The sequence below is a fragment of the Nitrospirillum karajorum genome (genome assembly GCF_036348415.1).
GTDB classification, from domain to species: Bacteria; Pseudomonadota; Alphaproteobacteria; order Azospirillales; family Azospirillaceae; genus Nitrospirillum; species Nitrospirillum amazonense_B.
Genome location: NZ_JAZBQB010000003.1, coordinates 2,529,422 through 2,550,487 on the forward strand (window position 1 = coordinate 2,529,422; position 21,066 = coordinate 2,550,487).

A 21,066-nucleotide genomic window follows, 5' to 3' on the forward strand; every position below is an offset into this window, starting at 1 on the left:
TTCGCCCGGCGCACTTGGCCTTCCGCTCCGGCCCCCTTATGTTTCAGGAAACATTCGTTTCAAAGGCTGCATGCCCATGACCGCCGACAAGATCCGCCATCCGGAAAAGCAGAACCGCCCGGACAACCCCATCCAGCGCAAGCCGGAATGGTTGCGGGTGAAGGCCCCGGCCGGCGGCGTGTTCAATGAGACGCGCAACCTGATGCGCGGCCTGAAGCTGAACACGGTGTGCGAGGAGGCGGCCTGCCCGAATATTGGCGAGTGCTGGAAGCAGCGCCACGCCACCTTCATGATCCTGGGGGCGGTCTGCACCCGCGCCTGCGCCTTCTGCAACGTTGCGACCGGCCGGCCCGATCAGTTGGACCCGCACGAGCCCGATAACGTGGCCGAGGCCGTGGCCCGCATGAAGCTGCAGCATGTGGTGGTCACCTCCGTCGACCGCGACGACCTGGCCGATGGTGGCGCCGAGCATTTCGCCCGCACCATCCGCGCCATCCGGCGCGAGGCCCCCGGCGTGACCATCGAGGTGCTGACGCCCGACTTCATGAAGAAGCAGGGCGCCATCGAGACGGTGGTGGAGGCCCGCCCCGACGTCTTCAACCATAATCTGGAGACGGTGCCGCGCCTGTACCCCGGCATCCGCCCCGGCGCCCGCTACTTCACCTCCCTGTCCTTGCTGTCGCGGGTGCGGGAGCTGGACCCCAGCATCTTCACCAAGTCCGGCATCATGGTCGGCCTGGGCGAAACCAAGGAGGAGGTGGGCCAGGTCATGGACGATCTGCGTGCCGCCGACGTGGATTTCATCACCATCGGCCAGTACCTGGCGCCGACGCCCAAGCATGCGCCGGTGGACCGCTTCGTTACCCCCGATGAGTTCGCCAGCTATGCAACCGTGGCCCGGGGCAAGGGGTTCCTGATGGTGTCCAGCTCCCCGCTGACCCGCAGCAGCCACCATGCCGGCGATGATTTCGTGAAGCTGCGGGAAGCCCGCGAGGCCAAGCTGGCCGGTCGTTCCCCGTTGGCCGTCCCTGCCGCTGACGCCGCCGCCGAGTAAGCCTGATGCCCACGCATGCCGAGAAGCGCGTCCTGCCCTACACGCCGGAACAGCTGTTCCAGCTGGTGGCGGACGTGGAGAAATATCCCGAGTTCCTGCCCTGGGCCGTGGCGGCCCGCATCCGCCGCCGCGAGGGCAACACCTTCTGGGCCGACCTGGTGATCGGCTTCAAGATGGTGCGGGAGCGTTTCACCTCCAAGGTGGTGCTGAGCGAACCCGGCCGCCGCATCGACGTGGCCTATACCGAGGGCCCGTTCCACTATCTGAACAACCACTGGATCTTCGAGCCCCACCCCGACGGCTGCCTGCTGGATTTCTATGTGGATTTCGAGTTCCGTAACGTCATCCTGCAGAAGATCATCGGCGCCCTGTTCGGCGAAGCCGTGCGCCGCATGGTCGCCGCCTTCGAGAACCGGGCGCACCAGCTGTACGGCGCGCCCGGCGGCCGACCGGTGGGCGCCGTCTGACGGCTGGTTCGGCCTTGCCTGAAGCGGTAAGGTCGCCCTCGGGTTACCCCATGCGGGTTGCCTCTTAAGCCTAGGCCCTGATCTTTTCCGCCGTCCGACACGTACCATCAGGCCAAGGCCCGCTCCGAAGCGGAGCCTTGGTCTTGAGCGGGTTGCGTGAGAGGAGTGGCATGGGTGGCTTCAATGGGCAGGCGCCGGAAGGATGCGCCGTGGTGGTGGGCGCCGGCGGGGTGGGCAGGGCGCTCGCCGCGGCCTTGGTGGAGCGGGGCGCCCATGCCCAGGTGATGTTGGCCGGCCGGCGGGAGGACCCACCCTGTGACATCACCAACGAACGGTCCGTCGCCGCTCTGGCGGCGCGGGTGTGGGATACGGGCGTACCCTTGCATACTGTGATCGTGGCATCAGGCTTCCTGCATGGGCCGGGGCCGGAACCGTATCAGGCCTTCGCGCCGGAAAAGACCTGGCGCCAGCTTGATCCCGCCCACCTGGCCCATGCCTTCGCCGTCAACGCCATCGGCCCGGCGCTGCTGGCCAAGCACCTGCTACCCCTGTTCCCGGCCAGCCGGCGCTGCGTCTTCGCCGCCCTCTCGGCCAAGGTCGGGTCCATCGGCGACAACGCCACTGGCGGGTGGTACTGCTACCGCGCCAGCAAGGCGGCGCTGAACCAGATCATCCGGACGGCGGCCATCGAGCTGGCCCGCACCCGCCCCTTGTCGCTGTGCGTTGCCGTCCATCCCGGCACCGTGGACACAGCCCTGTCGGCCCCCTTCGCCAAAACCGGCCTGGACGTCCGCCCGCCGGATCGCGCCGCGGCCCAAATCCTGGACATGCTGGATCGCCTGCACCCCGATGACACCGGCCGCTTCTTCGCCTACGACGGCCGCGAACTGCCGTGGTGAGGGTCAGGGCGTTGTCAGACTGGACCACTCCAGCCCGAATCGCTGCAGGTACTTCCGCAGCCGGTCGGCGTCGTTCGATGACGCCCGGCGGGCGCGGGAGGCGCTGAATAGCTGACGTCCCGCCTCCGACAGGCTGCGGCAGGCGCGGCAGACACGGACCACTTCGGCCAACTGTACCCGGTCGAACAGGTCCAGGGTGTCCAGCGCGTCGGCCGTCAGCAGCGCCGCCAGGCCGTCGTCCGACGCGGCGGGGCCCCACAGCCGGCGCAGGCGGGCGATCTCTTGCTCCACCGTGTCCTGGTCGATGCGGGCCGAGGGGGCCAGGGTGGCCATGCGGGTGACACTGGCCCCCAAATCCCGGAAATTGCCTGGCCAGGAGGCCTCCGGCCCGGTGGCGAAGGTCAGGTAGCGCGCCCGCGCCTCCTTGTTGAAGGTTACGCGCTGACCGTCGCGCTGGGCGTGGCGGTCCAGCTCATAGTCCAGGTTGGGCTCGATATCCTCCGGCCGCTGGGCCAGGCCGGGCAGGGTGAAGGTCCACAGGTTCAGGCGGGCGTAGAGGTCGTCGCGGAAGGCGCCCTTGGCCACGGCCGCACCCAAGTCGCGGTTGGTGCCGGCGATCAACTGGAAATCCGACGCCACCTCCTTGTCCGAGCCCACGGGCAGGAAGCGCTTGTCCTCGATGGCGCGCAGGATCATGGCCTGCTCATCCAGGCCCAGTTCCCCGATCTCATCCAGGAACAGCATGCCGGTGTCGGCGGCGCGCAGCAGCCCCGGCCGGTCGCTGACGGCGCCGGTGAAGGCGCCCTTGCGGTGGCCGAACAGGGCGGACATGGCGCCTTCGCCCCGCAGGGTGGCGCAGTTCACCTCCACGAAGGGGCCGGACACCTGGTGCTTCAGGCGCTTCAGCTCATAGACGCGGCGGGCCAGGTGGCTCTTGCCGGCGCCGGTGGGGCCCATCAGCAGCAGCGGTGCCTTGCTGCGCAGGGCCACCCGCTCAATCTCATCCACCATGCGGTTGAAGGCGGCGTTGCGCGTGTCGATACCGGACTTCAGGAAGGAGGAGCCCTCCGCCGCCGCCGCCGCGAAGCGGGTAGCGATGCTGTCATAGCGCGACAGGTCCAGGTCGATGGCGCTCCATTCCCCCGCCGGGTTGAGGCCTTCGCCGCGGGAGGGTTGGGTCTGCAGCAGGCGGCCGGGCAGGAAGCGCGCCTCCGTCAGCAGGAACAGGCAGATCTGGATGACATGGGTGCCGGTGGTGATGTGGACCAGATAGTCCTCCTGCTCCGGCTCGAAGGGGAAGGCGCGGGCGAAGTCCAAAAGCTTGCCGTAGACCTCCTCGAAGTCCCACGGGTTGGTGAAGCCCAGGGTGCGCTGTTCCACCGTCGTCTCGGGGGAGACGGTGCGGATGTCCTCCACCACCTGCTCGGCCAGGCGGACGTGCCGCTCCCCATGCAGCAGGACGAAGCGGTCCACCCGCAAATCCTCATGCATGCAGATGCCCACACTGGGCCGCCACTTCTGCCAGCGGCCGGGCCCGAACTTGGCGGCGTCCAAGGTGGAGCCCAGGAAGCCGATGACGGTGAGGGGGTAAGGCACAGGACTTATCCATTTTTATAAGATCGTATCTATTGATATCAAAATTTCCAGGGCGACGAAAGGCATCTTTCCGGGGGTGGCTTCGGAAGAAATTAAAATTATCTATGAGAATCAATTAGATGATAAATAATCTTGTCCTGCTGTCATGCTCTGGCACGGCTGTTGCTTTATATCCCGGCATGAGATCGGGGCCGCCGGAATGCGCCGGCGGCCCCGGGGCGAAGGCCCCAGGAGAGAGGAGCGAGGACCATGGCCAATAAGCAGCTGTTCGCGTCGATGATCGCGAAACTGATGCCGGATACGCGGAACCGCGAGGGCGCGCCGGCCTACAGCTATGGTCCGGAGCACACGCTGGCCCAGCTGGCCGCCACCGGCACGCTGAATGACGGCTTCTACGGCACGGCCGAGGCCCAGTTGGCCGAGGTGCTGGCGGTGGCCAAGGCGGTTGACCCGCGCTTCGTGGCCCAGGCCGCCGTCTATGCCCGCACCAAAGGCGTGATGAAGGATATGCCGGCGCTGCTGACCGCCTGGCTGACCGTGGCCGATCCCGACCTGTCGGTGGCCGTGTTCCGCCGCGTCATCGACAATGGCCGCATGCTGCGCACCTTCGTGCAGATCATGCGGTCGGGCGCGGTGGGCCGCACCTCCCTGGGGACGCGGCCCAAGCGTCTGGTGACCCAGTGGCTGGAGCAGGCGTCGATGGCGCAGTTGATGCGAGCGGCGACGGGCAGCGACCCGTCACTGGCCGATATCGTCAAGATGGTGCACCCCAAGCCGGTCGATGCGACCGCACGCGCCTTCTACGGCTGGTTGATCGGCAAGCCGTACGACGTGGCGGCCCTGCCGGCGGAGGTCGCGGCGTTCGAGGCCTGGAAACGGGACCGTTCGCTGCCTCTGCCGCCGGTGCCCTTCGAATGGCTGACGGCGGAGCCGCTGACGTCCGCGCAATGGGCGGAGATGGCGGACCGCATGGGCTGGCAGGCGCTGCGCATGAACCTCAACACCCTGGCGCGCCACGGCGCGTTCGCGGTGGAGGGGCTGGCGGAGCGTGTCGCCGCGCGGCTGGCGGACGCCGACGCCATCGCCAAGGCCCGTGTTCTGCCCTATCAGCTGATGGCGGCGCGGGGCATGGTGGGCAAGGACGTGCCGCCGGTGGTGGTCGCGGCGCTGGAAATGGCGCTGGAGCTGTCGCTGGCGTCCGTGCCGGCGCTGCCCGGCCGGGTGGTGGTGTGCCCCGACGTGTCTGGGTCCATGGCCAGTCCCATCACCGGCCACCGCAAGGGGGCGACGACGGCGGTGCGCTGCATCGATGTCGCCGCCCTGGTGGCGGCGGCGGTGATGCGGCGCAACCCCGGCGCCTTGGTGCTGCCGTTCGAGACCAAGGTGGTGCCGCTGGACCTGGACCCCCGGGCCCCGGTGTCGGTGAACGCCGCCAAACTGGCCGCCATCGGCGGCGGTGGCACCACCGTATCCGCCCCGCTGGCCTTGCTGAACGCGCAGCGGGCGGTGGCGGACCTGGTGGTGATCGTTTCGGACAACCAGTCCTGGGTCGACGCCCGGCGCCAAGGCGCCACGGCGACGATGCAGGAGTGGGAACGCCTGAAACGGCGCTGCCCCCGGGCCAAGCTGGTCTGCATCGACTTGCAGCCCTATGGCACCACCCAGGCGGTGGAGCGCCCCGACGTGCTGAACGTCGGCGGCTTCTCCGACGCTGTGTTTGAAACCCTGGCCCGTTTCGCCGCTGGTTATCAGGCAGGGGGCGGAGCGGATCGGGATTGGGTCGCGGAGGTGAGCGCGACGGTCGTCTGACCGGGATGATGCGTTGGGTCGTGGCGAATGCTGATGGAACTACATCTTCCACAGAAAGCCCGTGGTAGAGCGCCCAGCCCGCGAGGGAGGGGAGATGCGGTTCGAGCCCGCCTTGGAAAAGATAGCTCAAAGGGCGGTTCCATCCCCCTGGTCGCCACGACCCAGCCCGTCCGTCTTCGGTCACCGCCGGTGAATGCGGTGGGGAGTCCATGTCAGGAAGGGCCGAAAGGCCTGCGGTTCGACTCCGCTAACCTCCCCATTCCCCTTGTCACCGGCGGCTTGGCCGTCGTGCTTTCCAACGTGAGCGGCGCTGGCGAATGCTGGCCGGACTACAGGTAGAGCGCCCGCCGTAAGGCGGGAGGTCGGCGGTTCGAGTCCGCCCCCGGTGCGCCCTCGGGCAAATCGGGTAGCTCAGTAACAAAACGTCCGGCCATCCCTGGTCGCCAGTGTCGTTTTTCAGATCAGTCTTCCGGGCGAATGCCGCAGGGAACTACAGTGTCGCCGGTTCGAATCCGGCCAAGCCTTTGATGGCTTGTAGCTCAGTGGGTAGAGCATGTGCCGTTTCCCGCATCCCCTCGCATCCCCTCGTCGCCACCCCACCCAAACTGCTAAAGCTATGAAAGGACAAAAAGAAATAACCATGAGTGAACATGGCTATGAGGTGACGGTGGCCGACGGCGCCGTGCCCATCAAGATGTGGACCAAGGGCGTGGCCGTGGACGACCAGGCCCGTGCCCAGCTGGCGCGGGTGGCGCGCCTGCCCTTCGTGTTCAAGCATGTGGCCGCCATGCCCGACGTCCATGTCGGAATCGGCGCCACGGTTGGTTCCGTCATCCCCACGCTGGGCGCCGTCATTCCGGCGGCGGTGGGGGTGGACATCGGCTGTGGCATGATGGCGGCCCGCACCTCGTTGGCCGCCGCCGACCTGCCGGACAATTTGGCCGGGCTGCGCACGGCCATCGAGCGCGCGGTGCCCCATGGCCGGGATGTCGGGCGGGGCCGGCGCGACAGCGGCTCCTGGGGCGATCCGCCCGCCGACATCGTGGCGGCGTGGAGCACGCTGGCGGAGCGCTTCGCCCGCATCACCGCCAAGTATCCCAAACTGGCCGGCGCCAACACGCTGGTGCATCTGGGGACGCTGGGCACCGGCAACCACTTCATCGAGCTGTGCCTGGATGAAGGCGGGCAGGTGTGGGTGATGCTGCATTCCGGATCGCGCGGGATCGGCAACGCCATCGGCACCTTCTTCATCGAGCTGGCGAAGAAGGACATGCGCCGCTGGTTCATCAACCTGCCGGATGAGGATTTGGCGTATTTCCCCGAGGGCACCGACCACTTCAACGACTATGTCGAGGCGGTGGGCTGGGCCCAGGATTTCGCCGCGCTGAACCGGCGCATGATGATGACCAACGTCATCGCCGCGATGCGGACCGTCATCACCAAGCCGTTCGACGCGGCGATGGAGGCCATCAACTGCCACCACAACTACGTCCAGCGGGAACGCCATTTCGACCGCAACAACGTCCTGGTCACCCGCAAGGGCGCGGTGAATGCGGCCGAGGGGGTGATGGGCATCATCCCGGGGTCCATGGGCGCCAAGTCCTTCATCGTGCGGGGGAAGGGGAACGCGGAGGCGTTCAACAGCTGCTCCCACGGGGCCGGGCGCCTGATGTCCCGGCATGAGGCCAAGCGGCGCTTCACACTGGAGGACCATGCTCACGCGACTGAAGGCGTCGAATGCCGCAAGGACGCCGACGTCATCGATGAGACGCCGGCCGCCTACAAACCCATCGAGGCCGTCATGGCGGCGCAGGCCGACCTGGTGGAAATCGTGCATACGTTGAAGCAGGTGCTGTGCGTGAAAGGCTAAGGCGTTCGCGCAGCACCGATGGGGGTGAACGTGATCATCATTGATGGATCGGAAGGTGAGGGCGGCGGGCAGGTGTTGCGTACCGCCCTGTCCCTGTCGCTGGTGACGGGACAAGCCTTCCGCATCGACAACTTCCGCGCCAAGCGGGACAAGCCCGGCCTGATGCGTCAGCATCTGACGGCGGTGGAGGCCATCTGCGCCATCAGCGGCGCCACCGCCGACGGGGCGGCCATCGGTGCCGCCAGCCTGACCTTCACCCCGGGCCGGGTGAGGGCGGGCGACTACACCTTCGCCGTCGGCACGGCGGGCAGCACCAGTATGGTGCTTCAGGCCGTCCTGCCGCCCTTACTGCTGGCCGATGCGCCGTCGCGTCTGGTGCTGGAGGGCGGGACGCATGCCCATGGGGCGCCACCCTTCGATTTCACCGCCCAGACCTTGTTGCCGCTGTTGTCCCGCATGGGCCCGGCGGTGGCGGCCACGCTGGTGCGCCCGGGATTCTACCCGGTCGGGGGTGGCCGTGTGGAGGTGTCGGTGGCGCCGGGCCCCTTGCTGCCCCAGGAGTTCGTGGAGCGGGGCGCCTTGCGCGGGGTGCGCGGCCGGGCGCTGCTGTCCAACCTGCCGGCCAATATCGCCGAGCGGGAACTCGCGGCCGCCCGCCAGGTGCTGGACTGGCCGGATGAGGCCTGGGGCGTGGAGACGGTGGCGGAGGGGCGGGGCCCCGGCAACATCCTGATGCTGTCGGCCTGCTTCGACCAGGTGACGGAGGTGGTCAGCGCCGTGGGCCGCGTCGGGGTGCGGGCGGAGGATATCGGCCGCCAGACGGCCAACCGCCTGGCCGGCTACATCGCCTCGGGCGCCTTTGCCGGGCCCTATCTGGCGGACCAGCTGCTGCTGCCCCTGGCGCTGGCCGGCGGTGGGTGCTTCACCACCGTGCGGCCGACGCGGCACACCCTGACCGCCGTCACCATCATCCGCCGCTTCCTGGACCGGGACATCCGGATCGAGGAGCGGGCCGACGGCACCCATCTCGTGACGGTGGCATAAGCCTCAACCGCGGCGCCTACTTCGCCAGCGGCGTTACCTTGACCGCGTTCTGCGGGCCGGCGGTGATGGTGGTGCCGGTGGCGTCCGGGATGAAGCGGATGGGAACCTCGATCCGCTTGGTGCAGGTCTGCAAGGTCCACACCTCGCGCCAGGGCGGCGACTTGCCGCCGGGGGCGGGAAGTGCCTCGCGGTCTACGAACCGGGTGTCCGCGACATACTCGCGGGCGCAGCCTTCCTCGGTGGCGCCGGGGGTGATCTTCACCAGCTGATCCACCTGCTGGATGGCGTCGCGCTGCAGCAGGACGTCGGTATGCGTGCCGCCGGGCAGCAGCGCGCCCATGGCGATGGCCTGGCCCGCCTGCTTCCAGCCCAGGACGTTCAGGGTGCGGGTGACGCCGCAGCCGGCCAGCGTCACCTGCTGGCGCCAGATGCCGGTCTGCAGCTGGCCGGCGGCGTCGAACACCAGCGGCTGGAACACCGCCACGTCGGCTGAGGCGGTGGCCTGGGCGCCGGGGCAGGGGTTGTTCATGACCACGGCCGACTGCTGGGCCGTGGCCAAGGTCATTTGCCGCACGCCGGGATCGGCGAACAGCCGGGCCGTGTTGGCCTGGTCGTAGGCGAGGGCGGTGCCGGACGCCAAGCAGAGGGCGAGAGCGGCGGTTACGGTACGCATCATGGACTCACTCTCCCAGGCTGTATTGCGCCGGTTCCCACACATAGCTCTTGGGATCGGCCTTGCCGTCGGTGGTGTCCTTGGGGCGGATGTGGCCGATGCCGGGGAAGGAGATGTGGGCGGCGGCCACCCAATAGCCGTCCTTGGCGGCCTCGGCGAAGATGCGGGCTCGCTCCTTGGCGGCGGCGGGGCTGTCGCTGTCGAACTGGACGGTGGTGGCCGGGGTGTCGAACTGCACCGCCGCCACGTGCATCAGATCACCCCAGAACAGGATCTTCTGGCCCTTGCTCTCGGCGGCATAGACGGTGTGGCCGGGGGTATGGCCGTGGGCGGGGATGGCGGTGATGCCGGGGAACAGCGAGGTCACGCCATCGAAGGTCTTCAGCTTGCCGGCGGCGGCGTAGGCGTCCAGCAGCTTATGCGCGGCGGTGAAGCCGCGCTTTTCATCCACCGGGGCCTTGGCTTCGGCTTCGGGATTCAGCCAGTGGCCCTTTTCCGCCGCGTCGACATAGACGGTGGCGTTGGGGAAGGTCGGGTGGCCGTCCGTCATCAGGCCGCCGATATGGTCGCTGTGCATATGGGTGATCAACACGGCGTCCACCTGATCCGGCGTGTAGCCGGCGGCCTTGAGGTTGGCCAGCAGGTGGCTGGGCGCCTGGGGGCCTGCCAGGCCGTTCAGGCCGGTGTCGACCAGGATCAAGTGCGCGCCGGTGTTGACGAGGAAGGCGTTGACCGAGGTGGGCGTGGGACTGGGCTGATGGTTGCGCGCCAACGCCGCCGCCACCTTGGCCGGCGTAGTGTTGGTCATCAGCTTGTCCATGGGCAGCGTCAGGATCGTGTCATTCAGCGCCGTGATCTCGAAATCCCCCAGCATCAGGCGGTAGTAGCCCGGCGCCTGGGTCTTCACCTGCGGGGCGGCGGCACGGGCCGTCAGGGGCAGGGCGACCAGGGACAGCGACAGGGGGGCGGCGAGCGCCAGGGCCAGACCAAGGGAACGCGGCGACATGGGGGAACTCCGGCAGGCGGGACCGTGAACGCGATGTCCGAAACAGGGGACAGGGTGCCAGACTATGCCCCAGTCTCCCCGGCATGCAACCGGGCGGAGTCCTGGCGCCATCGGTTGACGCGGGGGCGACCCCTCCCCCAAGCTGGCGGCGCGGGGAAGCGGGCCGGGGGAACGGGATGCGCGGGCGTGTGGTTTGGGTGTTGGCCTGCCTGCCGCTGCTCCTGACGGTGCTGGCGCGGGCGGATGATTTGGTTCATCTCACGGCCCGCCCACAGGTTACGCCCGTGGCGGCGGAGGAACCGGTGGGTCCGGTGCGCCTGGACGATGGCATGGTCCTCATCCCCCGATCCTATCGGCCCGGCCAGCCCCTGCCAATGCTGGTGATACTGCACGGTGCCAGCCAGCGGGGCGCCGACATGGTGGCCCGCTTGGCGCCGCTGGCGGAGACCCGTGGGGTGATCATCGCGGCCCCCGACTCCAGGGACTACACCTGGGACATGCTGGCCGCGCGCAAGCATGAGGCGGATGAGCGCTGGGGGCCGCGCTATGGCGCCGATCCAGCCCGCATCGACGCCTTCCTTGCCCGGGTCTTCGCCCGCTATGCCGTGGACCCGGCCCGGGTGGCGCTGGCGGGATTTTCCGATGGGGCGACCTATGCCCTGTCGCTGGGACCGGAAAACCTGGGCCTGTTTCCCACGCTGATCGCCTTTTCCCCCGGGCACATCGCCCCGTTACACACCCAGGGGACATTGTCCGACGGCGGCCAAATCCGGGTGTTCATCAGCCACGGCACGGCCGACCGCGTGCTGCCCCTGGAGGAAACGGCGCGCGCCACCGTGCCTACGTTCAAGCGGCGGGGGTTCCTGGTGGATCTGCGGGTGTTCGACGGCGGGCATGCGATGCCGCCGGAGGTGGTCGAGAGCGCGTTGGACTGGTGGCTGGGCCCGGCTTAGACCGCCATGCCTCAACTCTCCGCGGCGGCCAGGCCCATCGCCAGCGCCCGCGCCACCGCCGCCAGGCGCACCGCGTCACGGTCGCCGGGGAAAACGTGCCGCTCCACCACCACCGGGTGGTCGCGGCGTGCGCAGCCCATGTAGACCAGGCCCACCGGCTTTTCCAGGCTGCCGCCGCCGGGACCGGCGATGCCGGTCACCGACAAGGCGATGTCGGCGCGGGAGCGGGCCAGCAGCCCCTCCGCCATGGCGTGCGCCACCTCGCGGCTGACGGCCCCGTGCCGGGCGATCAGGCCGTCGGGCACGCCCAGCAGGTCGATCTTGGCCTGGTTGCTGTAGGTGACCACCCCCCGGTCGACCACGGCGGAGGAACCGGCAATGGCAGTCAGGCTGGCGGAGATCAGGCCGCCGGTGCAGGACTCGGCCGTGGCCAGCCACAAGCCGTCCTTTTGGCAGGTGGCCAGCAGGCGTTCAGCCGCGTCCGTGATCTCCGCCGGGAACATGGGCGTCAGGCTCCGGCGGCCGGCCAGGGGAGGCGAACCGTGCAGGTCGCCATGGCGGCGATGCCCTCGCGCCGGCCGGTGAAGCCCAGGCCCTCGGTGGTGGTGGCCTTCACCGACACGCGGTCGGGCGCGATCTCCAGCAACTCGGCCACGCGGGCCACCATGGCCTCGCGGTGCGGGCCCACCTTGGGCCGCTCGCAAATGACGGTGATGTCGCAATGGGCGATGACGCCGCCCTTGGCCGTCACCAGGCTGGCGGCGTGCTGCAGGAACTTGCCGCTGTCGGCGCCGCGCCAGCGCTCATCCGTCGGCGGGAAGTGGCTGCCGATGTCGCCGGCGCTGATGGCGCCCAGGATGGCGTCGGTCAGGGCGTGCAGGCCCACGTCGGCGTCGGAATGGCCTTCCAGCTTGTGGGTGTGCGGTACCTTCAGGCCGCAGAGGACGATGTGGTCGCCCTCCGTGAACTTGTGCACGTCATAGCCGTGGCCCACGCGGACGTCGCCCAACTGGTTCATGATGATCTTCTCCGCCCGCGCCAGATCCTCGGCATGGGTCACTTTCAGGTTGTCGGGGTTGGTGGGCACGAGGCGGACCGGCAGGCCGGCCTTTTCCGCAACCGCGGCGTCGTCGGTCAGTTCCTGCCCCGCCAGATCGCGGTGTGCCGTCAGGATGTCGGCGAAGCGGAAGCCTTGCGGTGTCAGGGCTCGCCACAGGGCGGTGCGGTCCACCGTGGCGGCCACCGCGCCGTCCGTGTCGGCCCGCTTCAGCGTGTCACTGACGCTGGCCGCCGCCAGGGCGGCCGGCACTTCCGCCAGGGCGCCGATGACGGCGGAAATGCTGGCGGCGTCGACCAGCGGACGGGCGGCGTCGTGGATCAGCACCAGATCATAGCCGCCCTCGGCCGCGGCGGCCTCCAGCCCGTTGCGCACGCTGTCCTGGCGGGCGGCGCCCCCGGCGATGGGCGGGGGCAGGTCCAGGCCGTCCACCGCCGCCTCATACAGGTCGCGGTGGGCGGGGTTGATCACCACGCGCACCGCCGTCACTTCCGGATGGTTCTGGAAGGCGGCCACGGTGCGGGCCAGGACCGGGCGGCCGGCCAGGGACAAATACTGTTTGGGCATGTCCCCGCCGAAGCGGGAGCCACTGCCGGCGGCGACGATCAGGGCAAGGCAGGACGGCATGATGGGTCGAGACACCGGAAAGCGATGAGATGAAAAGAAGCTCGGGGTCAGAGACGGCCCCTTTGCCCCGAGAGAGATATCGCGTGTTAGAAGGCCGCCGCCAGGGGTGTTTGGTCGCTGGCCCCCACGACCTGCCATACCATAGTCGCATCTGCCACCTTCGGCGGCATCGCTTCCCTTTGCCGGGGCCTCATGATAGCTTGAACGCCTAATTTTGAAGCAGTCACGGAAAGCGCCTAGGAAATGGGCAGTAAGTTAGCGCCGATCCAGGTCGGCCCCATCACCATCGAGGATCCGGTGATCCTGGCGCCCATGTCGGGCGTCACCGACACGCCCTTCCGTCGCCTGGTGAAGCGCGCCGGCGCCGGCTTGGTCGTTTCCGAGATGATCGCCAGCCAGGCGATGATCCGCGCCACCCGCGAATCCGAGAAGAAGATCGACCCGGATGCGCAGGAGGGCGTGCTGTCCGTCCAGCTGGCGGGCTGCGAGCCCGAGGTGATGGCGGAGGCGGCCAAGCTGTGCGTGGACCGGGGCGCCTCCATCATCGACATCAACTTCGGCTGCCCGGTGAAGAAGGTGGTGAACGGCTACGCCGGGTCCGCCCTGATGAAGGATGAGCCGCTGGCCGGCCGCATCCTGGACGCGGTGGTCAAGGCCGTGCCCGTGCCCGTGACCCTGAAGATGCGCAAGGGCTGGGATGAGCGGAACCTGAACGCGCCGCGCCTGGCCAAGATCGCGGAGGAGTGCGGCATCCGCCTGATCACCGTGCATGGCCGCACCCGCAACCAGATGTACAATGGCACCGCCGACTGGGCCTTCATCCGCCAGGTGAAGGACGCCGTGTCGCTGCCCGTCATCGCCAATGGCGACATTGTGGATTTCCCGGACGTCACCCGGTGCCTGGAAGAGAGCGGCGCCGACGGGGTCATGATCGGCCGCGGCACCTATGGCCGCCCCTGGTTCATCAACCAGGTCATCCAGATGCTGCGCACGGGCGCGGCCCCGGCTGAGCCGACGCTGGCGGAACAGCGCGACCTGGTGCTGGAGCATTACGACGCCATTCTGGAGCATTACGGCACCGAGGCCGGCCTGAAGATCGGGCGCAAGCACATCGCCTGGTATTCCAAGGGCCTGCCGGGCTCCGCCGAGTACCGCGCGAAGGTGAACACCATCGAGAAGGCGGACCTGGTTCAAGACTTCGTGCGGGGCTGGTACCAGGATCTGCTGGACCGGGGCATCGTCGGGCGCGATCTGTCCGGCCGGGGCCTGACGACGGAGGCCGGCTGCGACGTCGAAGACGGTGGGGACGACGTTACCGCCGGCGACAAGAAGGCGGCCGCCTGATGGGGAGGACGGCGGCCCTGCCGGCCCCGGCGAACGGCGTGGTCGATCCAACGGCCATCCTGTCCGCCCTGCCGGAACCCATCCTGGTCATCGACCGGCAGCGCCGTGTCCACTTCGCCAACCTGCAGGCGGAGGAGTTTTTCGACGCCAGCGCCACCTTGCTGGTGGGCAGCCTGCTCGACACCTTGATTCCGGGTGATAGCCCCGTCCATTCGCTGATCGACCAGGCGCGGATGACGGGCGGTAGCGTGTCGGACTACAGCATCATGCTGGAGACGCCGCGCATCGGCCTGCATTTCCTGACGGCCAAGGCCGCCCCCTGTCCGATCCGCCGGACCTGGTGGTGCTGTCGCTGCATGAGCGGTCCATCGCCCGCAAGATCGACAACCAGCTGACCCACCGGGGGGCCGCCCGCTCCGTCGTCGCCATGGCGGCCATGTTGGCGCATGAGGTGAAGAACCCGCTGTCCGGCATCCGCGGGGCCGCCCAGTTGCTGGAGGAGAACGCCTCGGAAGGCGACCGCATGCTGACGCGCCTCATCTGCGATGAGGCCGACCGCATCGTGGCGCTGGTGGACCGCATGGAGGTCTTCACCGATGGCCGGCCGCTGGAAAAGACGGCGGTGAACATCCATGGCGTGCTGGAGCATGTGCGCCGCGTGGCGCAGAGCGGCTTCGGCCGCGCCATCCGCTTCATCGAGCGCTACGATCCGTCCCTGCCGCCGGTGCTGGGCAACCGCGACCAGCTGATCCAGGTCTTCCTGAACCTGGTCAAGAACGCGGCCGAGGCCTGCCCCGACAAGGGCGGGGAGATCGTCCTGTCCACCGCTTATCAGCATGGAGTGCGCCTGGCGGTGCCGGGATCGGACAGCCGGGTGCATCTGCCGCTGCTGATCAGCGTGCAGGACAATGGCGACGGCATTCCGGAAGACCTGCGGGCCAACCTGTTCGACCCCTTCGTCACCACGAAGATGAACGGGACCGGCCTGGGCTTGGCCTTGGTGGCCAAGATCATCGGCGACCATGGCGGGGTCATCGATTTCGACAGCGTGCCGCGTCGCACGATCTTCAAGGTTTCGCTGCCGGTTGCCCCTGGGCGGACGGCGTCAGAGGGGGGCGTTTAATCCATGGGTCCATCCACCATCCTTGTCGCTGACGACGACAGGGCGATCCGCACCGTCCTGAACCAGGCCCTGCTGCGCCTGGGCCATGACGTGCGGGTCACCGGCAATGCCGCGACCTTGTGGCGCTGGGTCCAGGATGGGGAGGGCGATCTGGTCATCACCGACGTGGTGATGCCGGATGAGAACGGCCTGGACCTGCTGCCGCGCATCAAGAAGCTGCGCCCCGAACTGCGCGTCATCGTCATGAGCGCGCAGAACACCCTGCTGACCGCCGTGAAGGCGGCGGAACGGGGGGCCTTCGACTACCTGCCCAAGCCCTTCGACCTGAAGGACCTCATGGGCATGGTGGAGCGCGCGCTGTCCACGCCCCAGCCGGCCCCGCCGGCGGCGGCCGGCGCCGCGGCCGCGCAAGCGGAGGAGGAGGCGCTGCCCCTCATCGGCCGGTCGGCGGCGATGCAGGAGATCTACCGCGTCCTGGCCCGCCTGATGGGGACGGACCTGACGGTCATGATCACCGGCGAGTCGGGTACCGGCAAGGAGCTGGTGGCCCGCGCCCTGCACGATTACGGCAAGCGGCGCAACGGCCCCTTCCTGGCGGTCAACATGGCCGCCATTCCGCGCGAACTGATCGAGTCCGAGCTGTTCGGCCACGAGAAGGGTGCCTTCACCGGCGCCACCGTGCGCTCCACAGGCCGGTTCGAGCAGGCGCAGGGCGGCACCCTGTTCCTGGATGAGATCGGCGACATGCCGCTGGACGCCCAGACCCGCCTGCTGCGCGTGCTGCAGGAGGGGGAGTACACCACCGTCGGCGGGCGTACGCCCATCAAGACCGACGTACGTATCGTCGCCGCCACCCACCGCGACCTGCGCACTCTGATCCGTCAGGGGCAGTTCCGTGAGGATCTGTTCTACCGCCTGAACGTGGTGCCCATCCGCCTGCCGCCGCTGCGTGAGCGGACCGAGGACATCCCGGCGCTGGCGCGCCACTTCTTCGGTCTCGTGCACCAGCAGGGCCTGCCGTTGAAGAGCATGGACAACGCGGCGCTGGAACGGCTGCGGCGCCACCGTTGGCCCGGCAACGTGCGCGAGCTGGAGAACATGGTGCGGCGCCTTGCCGCGCTGTACACCCAGGAAGTCATCAGCATCGACGTCATCGAGCAGGAGCTGGCCGACTTCGCCCCCGCCGCAGCCCCGGCGGAGGAGCCGCAGAACGAGGGACTGGGGGCCGCGGTGGAGCGCCACCTGAAGGATTACTTCGCCGCCCATAAGGACGGCGTGCCGGCCGCCGGCCTGTACGACCGCGTGCTGCGCGAGGTGGAGCGGCCGCTGCTGTCCCTGTCGTTGATCGCCACGCGGGGCAACCAGATCAAGGCCGCGCATATGCTGGGCCTGAACCGCAACACCCTGCGCAAGAAGATCAGGGATCTGGATATCCAGGTGGTCCGCGGCCTGAAGTAGCAGCGGTTAGTTCTACCAAGGTGCGTAAGACGGACGGCTGGAAACGCGCGTTGCATTCTGGTAACAGAGGTGGGCGCCTGGGCCACAGCGGCATTTCCGGGCGGCACCCATCCGATGGATGTCGGATCGGTGCCGTTCGGTGGCTTCGCCCGCCCACTTCCCATGTCGGGGGCGCCCGTGTCATCCCCTTGGGCCCACCGACTTGGCAGCAACCGTGCTTCGTTTCGCCTTTCACGCGGTCTTATATCCAATAGCCCCGGCTATGGCGCCGGCCCTGGTTCTCGCGCCATGACGGCCACCCCGCCGGCGTTGATCACGCCGCCCCCCGGCCCGGAAGTTCCGCACGCCGCCAAGGCTGACGGCTGGTGGCGCCGTCTGTCCGTCAGGGCCACGCGATTCGGGTTGGGCAACAAGCTGGCGGTGGCCTTGGCCTTCGCCGCCGTGCTGTCGGGTTTCGCCACCTATGCGGCGCTGACGCAGCAGCCGCCCTTCGGCAACAACGCCAACACCGTCAGCCTGCTGCTGACCCTGGACGGCGCCCTGCTGCTCATGCTGCTGGCGCTCATGGCCCGGCGCATCGTCGGCCTGTGGATCGAGCGGCGGCGCGGCCTTGCCGGCTCCCGCCTGCATGTGCGGCTGGTCGCGGTGTTCAGCCTGCTGGCCGTGTTGCCGGCCATCGTCATGGCGGCCTTCTCCGCCTTTTTCTTCTATCTGGGTGTCCAGTCCTGGTTCAGCGACCGGGTGCGCACGGCGGTGAACGAAAGTCTGGTGGTGGCGCGCGCCTATCTGGACGAACACCAGATCGCCATCAGCAACGACGCCCGCTGGGTGGCCAACGACCTGTTCCGCCTGGGCCCGCTGATCACCCTGGACCCGCTGTACCTCTATTCCTTCCTGCGCAACGAGTTGTTTCAGCGCTCCTTCACCGAGGCGGTGATCTTCGACGGGCAGGGGCGGCAGTACGGCAGCTACACCTTGGGGTCGGTCTTCCAGGCCGAGGCCTTCCCCAAAGAGCGCATGGAAAAGGCGCGCAAGGGCGATGTGGATGTGGAGTTCAACGAGGCCGACAAGCGCATCACCGCGCTGATCCGCCTGGATCCGGACTTCGACATCTTCCTGCTGCTGGGACGGCCGGTGGAGGCCAAGGTCATGGAACACATGACCGCCGCCCAGACCGCCGTGCATGAATATACCGAGCTGGAGGGGCAGCGCTTCGGCCTTCAGACGAAGATGATGCTGATCTTCATCGTCGTCTCGCTGCTACTGCTGCTGGTGGCCATCTGGGCCGGCCTGAACTTCGCCAACGCCCTGATCACCCCCATCAGTGCGCTGATCATCGCGGCGGAGCGCATCCGCACCGGCGACCTGAACGCCCGCGTGCCCGAGACGCTCCCCGGACCGGAGGATGAGTTGACCTCCCTCAGCCGCGCCTTCAACCGCATGACCAGCCAGTTGTCGTCCCAGCGCAGTGACCTGGTGGAAGCCAACCGCCAGCTGGACTTGCGCCGCCGCTTCACCGAGGCGGTGCTGGCGGGCGTGTCGGCCGGCGTCATCGGTCTGGATGAGCAGGGCTTCATCAACCTGCCCAACCAGTCCGCCGCCCAGTTGCTGGACATCCCCGACCTGCATGAGATGGTGGGGCGCGACATCCTGGCGGTGGTGCCGGAGCTGGAGGAGCTGATGTCCGCCATCCGCCGGCGTCCGTCGCGCCTGGTGGAGGCGCAGGTGCAGATCCGCCGGGGCAACACCCAGCGCACCCTGCTGGTGCGGGTGGCCGCCGACACCAGCGCCAACGGTATCCGCGGCTTTGTCATCACCTTCGACGACGTGTCGGAACTGCTGTCGGCGCAGCGCAAGGCGGCCTGGGCGGACGTTGCCCGCCGCATCGCCCATGAAATCAAGAATCCGCTGACCCCCATCCAGCTGTCGGCGGAGCGTCTGCGGCGCAAGTACTTAAAGGAAATCCAGAGCGATCCGGAAACCTTCAAGGCGATGACGGACACCATCGTCCGCCATGTCGACGACATCGGCCGCATGGTGGATGAGTTCTCCGCCTTCGCCCGCATGCCTACGCCGGTGATGAAGCCGCAGAACATCCAGGAGCTGTGCCGCCAGGCTGTGTTCCTGCAGGCGACGGCCCAGACCGCCATCAAGTTCGAAAGCATCCTGCCGCCCCAGCGGATCGAGGTGGAATGTGACGGGCGCCAGATCTCCCAGGCCCTGACCAACCTGCTGAAGAACGCGATGGAGGCCATCGAGGGCCGGATCGAGGAAGATGCCGCCAGCGGCCGTGAGGGCCCGCCCGGCCACATCACCCTGAAGGTGGAGGGCATGGACGACCACATCGTCCTGACCATCGCCGACAACGGCAAGGGATTGCCGCACGAGGGTCGCGACCGCCTGACCGAACCCTATGTCACCACCCGGGCCAAGGGGACGGGACTGGGGCTGGCCATCGTGAAGAAGATCCTGGAGGACCACGGCGGCACCCTGGGGCTGGATGACAACCCCGGGGGCGGCGCCCGCGTCACCCTTATGCTACCGCTCATTCAGGCGGCCGCCCCGCAAGACGCGGACGCGGCGGCCAGCCCGGTCCCGGCGACCGGCACCAGTGCCTAAAAAGGCGTTTGACTCCAAAGGCGTTGACCCATGGCGCATGATATTCTGATCGTCGATGACGAGGCTGACATCCGGATGCTGATCGCTGGCATCCTGGAGGACGAGGGCATGAAGACCCGGGAGGCGGCGGACGCCGACCAGGCCCTGGCCGCCGTCGCCGCCCGCCGCCCCAGCCTGATCATCCTGGACATCTGGCTGCAGGGTAGCCGCCTGGACGGCCTGCAGATCCTGGATGAGATGAAGCGGGACCACCCCGACGTGCCGGTGGTGATGATCAGCGGCCACGGCACCATCGAAACGGCGGTGGCGGCCCTGAAGAAAGGCGCCTACGACTTCATCGAAAAGCCGTTCAAGTCCGACCGCCTGCTGCTGCTGGTGGAGCGCGCCATCGAGGCGGCCCGCCTGCGGCGCGAGAACCGGGAGCTGCGCCTGCGCGCCGGCGGCGAGGTCGAACTGATCGGCCGGTCGCTGCTGATCAACCAGTTGCGCCAGTCGCTGGACAAGGTGGCACCCACGGGCAGCCGCGTCCTGGTCAGCGGCCCGCCGGGTAGCGGCAAGGAGATCGTGGCCCGCATCATCCACGAACACTCCCGCCGGGCCGATGGCCCCTTCGTGGCGCTGAACTGCGCCACCATGCGGCCGGACCGGCTGGAGGTTGAGCTGTTCGGGACCGAGCATGCCATCGATGGCGCCGGCCGCAAGGTCGGCACCTTCGAGCAGGCGCACGGCGGCACCCTGTTCCTGGACGAGGTGGCGGACATGCCGCTGGAAACCCAGGGCAAGATCGTGCGCGTGCTGCAGGAACAGACCTTCGAGCGCGTGGGCGGCAGCACCCGGGTGGAGGTGGACGTCCGCGTCATCGCCAGTACCAATCGCGACTTGGCGGCGGAGATCGAGGCCGGGCAGTTCCGCCAGGACCTGTATTACCGCCTGGCGGTGGTGCCCCTGAAGGTGCCGGCCCTGCGCGAGCGGCGGGAGGACATCCCGCTGCTGGCGCGCTATTTCCTGCAGCGCTCCGCCACCGCGTCGGGCCTGCCGCAGCGCATCCTGGGGGAGGACGCCATGGCGGCGTTGCAGGCCTATGAATGGCCGGGCAACGTGCGCCAGCTGCGCAACGTCATGGATTGGCTGCTGATCATGGTGCCGGGCGACCCGGATGAGCCCATCCGTGCCGACATGCTGCCGCCGGAAATCGGCTCCATCACGCCGACGGTGCTGCGCTGGGAAAAGGGCGGGGAGATCATGTCCCTGCCGCTGCGCGACGCCCGCGAGGTGTTCGAGCGTGAATACCTGCTGGCCCAGGTCACCCGCTTCGGCGGCAACATCTCCCGTACCGCCTCCTTCGTGGGGATGGAGCGGTCGGCCCTGCACCGCAAGCTGAAGTCGCTGGGGGTTCATGGCAATGACCGGGGTGATGGAAAGGGTGAGGAATAACGCGCAATAGGCTGACGTAACGTCAGTTTTTGC

General features: G+C 68.3%; 16 protein-coding genes and 1 pseudogene. 12 read left to right on the top strand and 5 right to left on the bottom strand.

Translation table 11 applies throughout. The annotated features are described in order from the left end of the window. Nucleotides 1–70 precede the first annotated feature (70 nt). The 3 genes from lipA (at nucleotide 71) to UCD39_RS25480 (ending at nucleotide 2,420) form a co-directional block, all read left to right on the top strand. Nucleotides 71–1,054 (top strand): lipoyl synthase, encoded by a 984-nt coding sequence (gene lipA, locus UCD39_RS25470; protein ID WP_330498405.1) that lies wholly within the window; start codon nucleotides 71–73, stop codon nucleotides 1,052–1,054. A 5-nt stretch (nucleotides 1,055–1,059) separates the two neighbouring features. Then, nucleotides 1,060–1,521, top strand: a complete 462-nt coding sequence (locus UCD39_RS25475; RefSeq protein WP_330498406.1) for a type II toxin-antitoxin system RatA family toxin — start codon at nucleotides 1,060–1,062, stop codon at nucleotides 1,519–1,521. Nucleotides 1,522–1,691: 170 nt separating this feature from the next. Continuing rightward, on the top strand, nucleotides 1,692–2,420 hold the full coding sequence (locus tag UCD39_RS25480) for an SDR family NAD(P)-dependent oxidoreductase (RefSeq protein ID WP_330498407.1): 729 nt from the start codon (nucleotides 1,692–1,694) through the stop codon (nucleotides 2,418–2,420). A 3-nt stretch (nucleotides 2,421–2,423) separates the two neighbouring features. Here the strand turns inward: UCD39_RS25480 and rtcR are convergent, their stop codons facing one another. Continuing rightward, nucleotides 2,424–4,016, bottom strand: a complete 1,593-nt coding sequence (rtcR, locus tag UCD39_RS25485) for an RNA repair transcriptional activator RtcR (RefSeq protein ID WP_330498408.1) — start codon at nucleotides 4,014–4,016, stop codon at nucleotides 2,424–2,426. Between the two features lie 249 nt (nucleotides 4,017–4,265). On the opposite strand from rtcR, the gene UCD39_RS25490 reads away from it, so the two are divergent. From UCD39_RS25490 to rtcA, 3 genes are all read left to right on the top strand, one after another. Next, a complete protein-coding gene (locus UCD39_RS25490; protein ID WP_330498409.1) occupies nucleotides 4,266–5,825 on the top strand; it encodes a vWA domain-containing protein in 1,560 nt (519 codons plus the stop codon). Between the two features lie 640 nt (nucleotides 5,826–6,465). Further along, a complete protein-coding gene (locus tag UCD39_RS25495; protein ID WP_330498410.1) occupies nucleotides 6,466–7,695 on the top strand; it encodes an RtcB family protein in 1,230 nt (409 codons plus the stop codon). A gap of 30 nt (nucleotides 7,696–7,725) precedes the next feature. Beyond that, nucleotides 7,726–8,739, top strand: coding sequence for an RNA 3'-terminal phosphate cyclase (rtcA, locus tag UCD39_RS25500; RefSeq protein ID WP_330498411.1), 1,014 nt, complete (start codon nucleotides 7,726–7,728; stop codon nucleotides 8,737–8,739). Nucleotides 8,740–8,755: 16 nt separating this feature from the next. Here rtcA and UCD39_RS25505 read toward each other — a convergent pair whose 3' ends face one another. Both UCD39_RS25505 and UCD39_RS25510 read right to left on the bottom strand, forming a co-directional pair. Then, on the bottom strand, nucleotides 8,756–9,415 hold the full coding sequence (locus UCD39_RS25505) for a hypothetical protein (RefSeq protein WP_330498412.1): 660 nt from the start codon (nucleotides 9,413–9,415) through the stop codon (nucleotides 8,756–8,758). A gap of 4 nt (nucleotides 9,416–9,419) precedes the next feature. Continuing rightward, the gene (locus tag UCD39_RS25510; protein WP_330498413.1) at nucleotides 9,420–10,418 is read right to left on the bottom strand and encodes an MBL fold metallo-hydrolase; all 999 of its coding nucleotides are present in this window, start codon (nucleotides 10,416–10,418) and stop codon (nucleotides 9,420–9,422) included. A gap of 176 nt (nucleotides 10,419–10,594) precedes the next feature. On the opposite strand from UCD39_RS25510, the gene UCD39_RS25515 reads away from it, so the two are divergent. Next, nucleotides 10,595–11,371 (top strand): alpha/beta hydrolase, encoded by a 777-nt coding sequence (locus UCD39_RS25515; RefSeq protein ID WP_330498414.1) that lies wholly within the window; start codon nucleotides 10,595–10,597, stop codon nucleotides 11,369–11,371. 11 nt (nucleotides 11,372–11,382) lie between these two features. Here the strand turns inward: UCD39_RS25515 and UCD39_RS25520 are convergent, their stop codons facing one another. Together UCD39_RS25520 and UCD39_RS25525 are read right to left on the bottom strand one after the other, a co-directional pair. After that, nucleotides 11,383–11,874, bottom strand: a complete 492-nt coding sequence (locus tag UCD39_RS25520) for a CinA family protein (RefSeq protein WP_330498415.1) — start codon at nucleotides 11,872–11,874, stop codon at nucleotides 11,383–11,385. A gap of 5 nt (nucleotides 11,875–11,879) precedes the next feature. After that, the gene (locus UCD39_RS25525) at nucleotides 11,880–13,055 is read right to left on the bottom strand and encodes a bifunctional 2-C-methyl-D-erythritol 4-phosphate cytidylyltransferase/2-C-methyl-D-erythritol 2,4-cyclodiphosphate synthase (RefSeq protein WP_330498416.1); all 1,176 of its coding nucleotides are present in this window, start codon (nucleotides 13,053–13,055) and stop codon (nucleotides 11,880–11,882) included. Between the two features lie 243 nt (nucleotides 13,056–13,298). On the opposite strand from UCD39_RS25525, the gene dusB reads away from it, so the two are divergent. From dusB to ntrX, 5 genes and pseudogenes are all read left to right on the top strand, one after another. After that, the gene (gene dusB / locus UCD39_RS25530; protein ID WP_330498417.1) at nucleotides 13,299–14,399 is read left to right on the top strand and encodes a tRNA dihydrouridine synthase DusB; all 1,101 of its coding nucleotides are present in this window, start codon (nucleotides 13,299–13,301) and stop codon (nucleotides 14,397–14,399) included. After that, nucleotides 14,399–15,522, top strand: a pseudogene (locus tag UCD39_RS25535) (two-component system sensor histidine kinase NtrB). Before dusB ends, UCD39_RS25535 begins: the two are co-directional and overlap by 1 nt. 3 nt (nucleotides 15,523–15,525) lie before the next feature. Next, nucleotides 15,526–16,980, top strand: coding sequence for a nitrogen regulation protein NR(I) (gene ntrC / locus UCD39_RS25540; protein ID WP_145730170.1), 1,455 nt, complete (start codon nucleotides 15,526–15,528; stop codon nucleotides 16,978–16,980). A 288-nt stretch (nucleotides 16,981–17,268) separates the two neighbouring features. Next, nucleotides 17,269–19,599, top strand: a complete 2,331-nt coding sequence (locus UCD39_RS25545; protein WP_330498418.1) for a sensor histidine kinase NtrY-like — start codon at nucleotides 17,269–17,271, stop codon at nucleotides 19,597–19,599. Between the two features lie 30 nt (nucleotides 19,600–19,629). Next, nucleotides 19,630–21,033 (top strand): nitrogen assimilation response regulator NtrX, encoded by a 1,404-nt coding sequence (gene ntrX / locus UCD39_RS25550; RefSeq protein WP_145730172.1) that lies wholly within the window; start codon nucleotides 19,630–19,632, stop codon nucleotides 21,031–21,033. Nucleotides 21,034–21,066: the final 33 nt, after the last annotated feature.

What these genes read in the sequence shown, in the direction of transcription:
- UCD39_RS25490 (WP_330498409.1), top strand. Translation starts at nt 4,266, where the DNA reads ATGGCCAATAAGCAGCTGTTCGCGTCGATGATCGCGAAACTGATGCCG.
- UCD39_RS25475 (WP_330498406.1), top strand. Translation starts at nt 1,060, where the DNA reads ATGCCCACGCATGCCGAGAAGCGCGTCCTGCCCTACACGCCGGAACAG.
- lipA (WP_330498405.1), top strand. Translation starts at nt 71, where the DNA reads ATGCCCATGACCGCCGACAAGATCCGCCATCCGGAAAAGCAGAACCGC.
- UCD39_RS25545 (WP_330498418.1), top strand. Translation starts at nt 17,269, where the DNA reads ATGACGGCCACCCCGCCGGCGTTGATCACGCCGCCCCCCGGCCCGGAA.
- UCD39_RS25520 (WP_330498415.1), bottom strand. Translation starts at nt 11,874, where the DNA reads ATGTTCCCGGCGGAGATCACGGACGCGGCTGAACGCCTGCTGGCCACC.
- UCD39_RS25480 (WP_330498407.1), top strand. Translation starts at nt 1,692, where the DNA reads ATGGGTGGCTTCAATGGGCAGGCGCCGGAAGGATGCGCCGTGGTGGTG.
- UCD39_RS25505 (WP_330498412.1), bottom strand. Translation starts at nt 9,415, where the DNA reads ATGATGCGTACCGTAACCGCCGCTCTCGCCCTCTGCTTGGCGTCCGGC.
- UCD39_RS25515 (WP_330498414.1), top strand. Translation starts at nt 10,595, where the DNA reads ATGCGCGGGCGTGTGGTTTGGGTGTTGGCCTGCCTGCCGCTGCTCCTG.
- UCD39_RS25525 (WP_330498416.1), bottom strand. Translation starts at nt 13,055, where the DNA reads ATGCCGTCCTGCCTTGCCCTGATCGTCGCCGCCGGCAGTGGCTCCCGC.
- UCD39_RS25510 (WP_330498413.1), bottom strand. Translation starts at nt 10,418, where the DNA reads ATGTCGCCGCGTTCCCTTGGTCTGGCCCTGGCGCTCGCCGCCCCCCTG.
- UCD39_RS25495 (WP_330498410.1), top strand. Translation starts at nt 6,466, where the DNA reads ATGAGTGAACATGGCTATGAGGTGACGGTGGCCGACGGCGCCGTGCCC.
- dusB (WP_330498417.1), top strand. Translation starts at nt 13,299, where the DNA reads ATGGGCAGTAAGTTAGCGCCGATCCAGGTCGGCCCCATCACCATCGAG.
- ntrC (WP_145730170.1), top strand. Translation starts at nt 15,526, where the DNA reads ATGGGTCCATCCACCATCCTTGTCGCTGACGACGACAGGGCGATCCGC.
- ntrX (WP_145730172.1), top strand. Translation starts at nt 19,630, where the DNA reads ATGGCGCATGATATTCTGATCGTCGATGACGAGGCTGACATCCGGATG.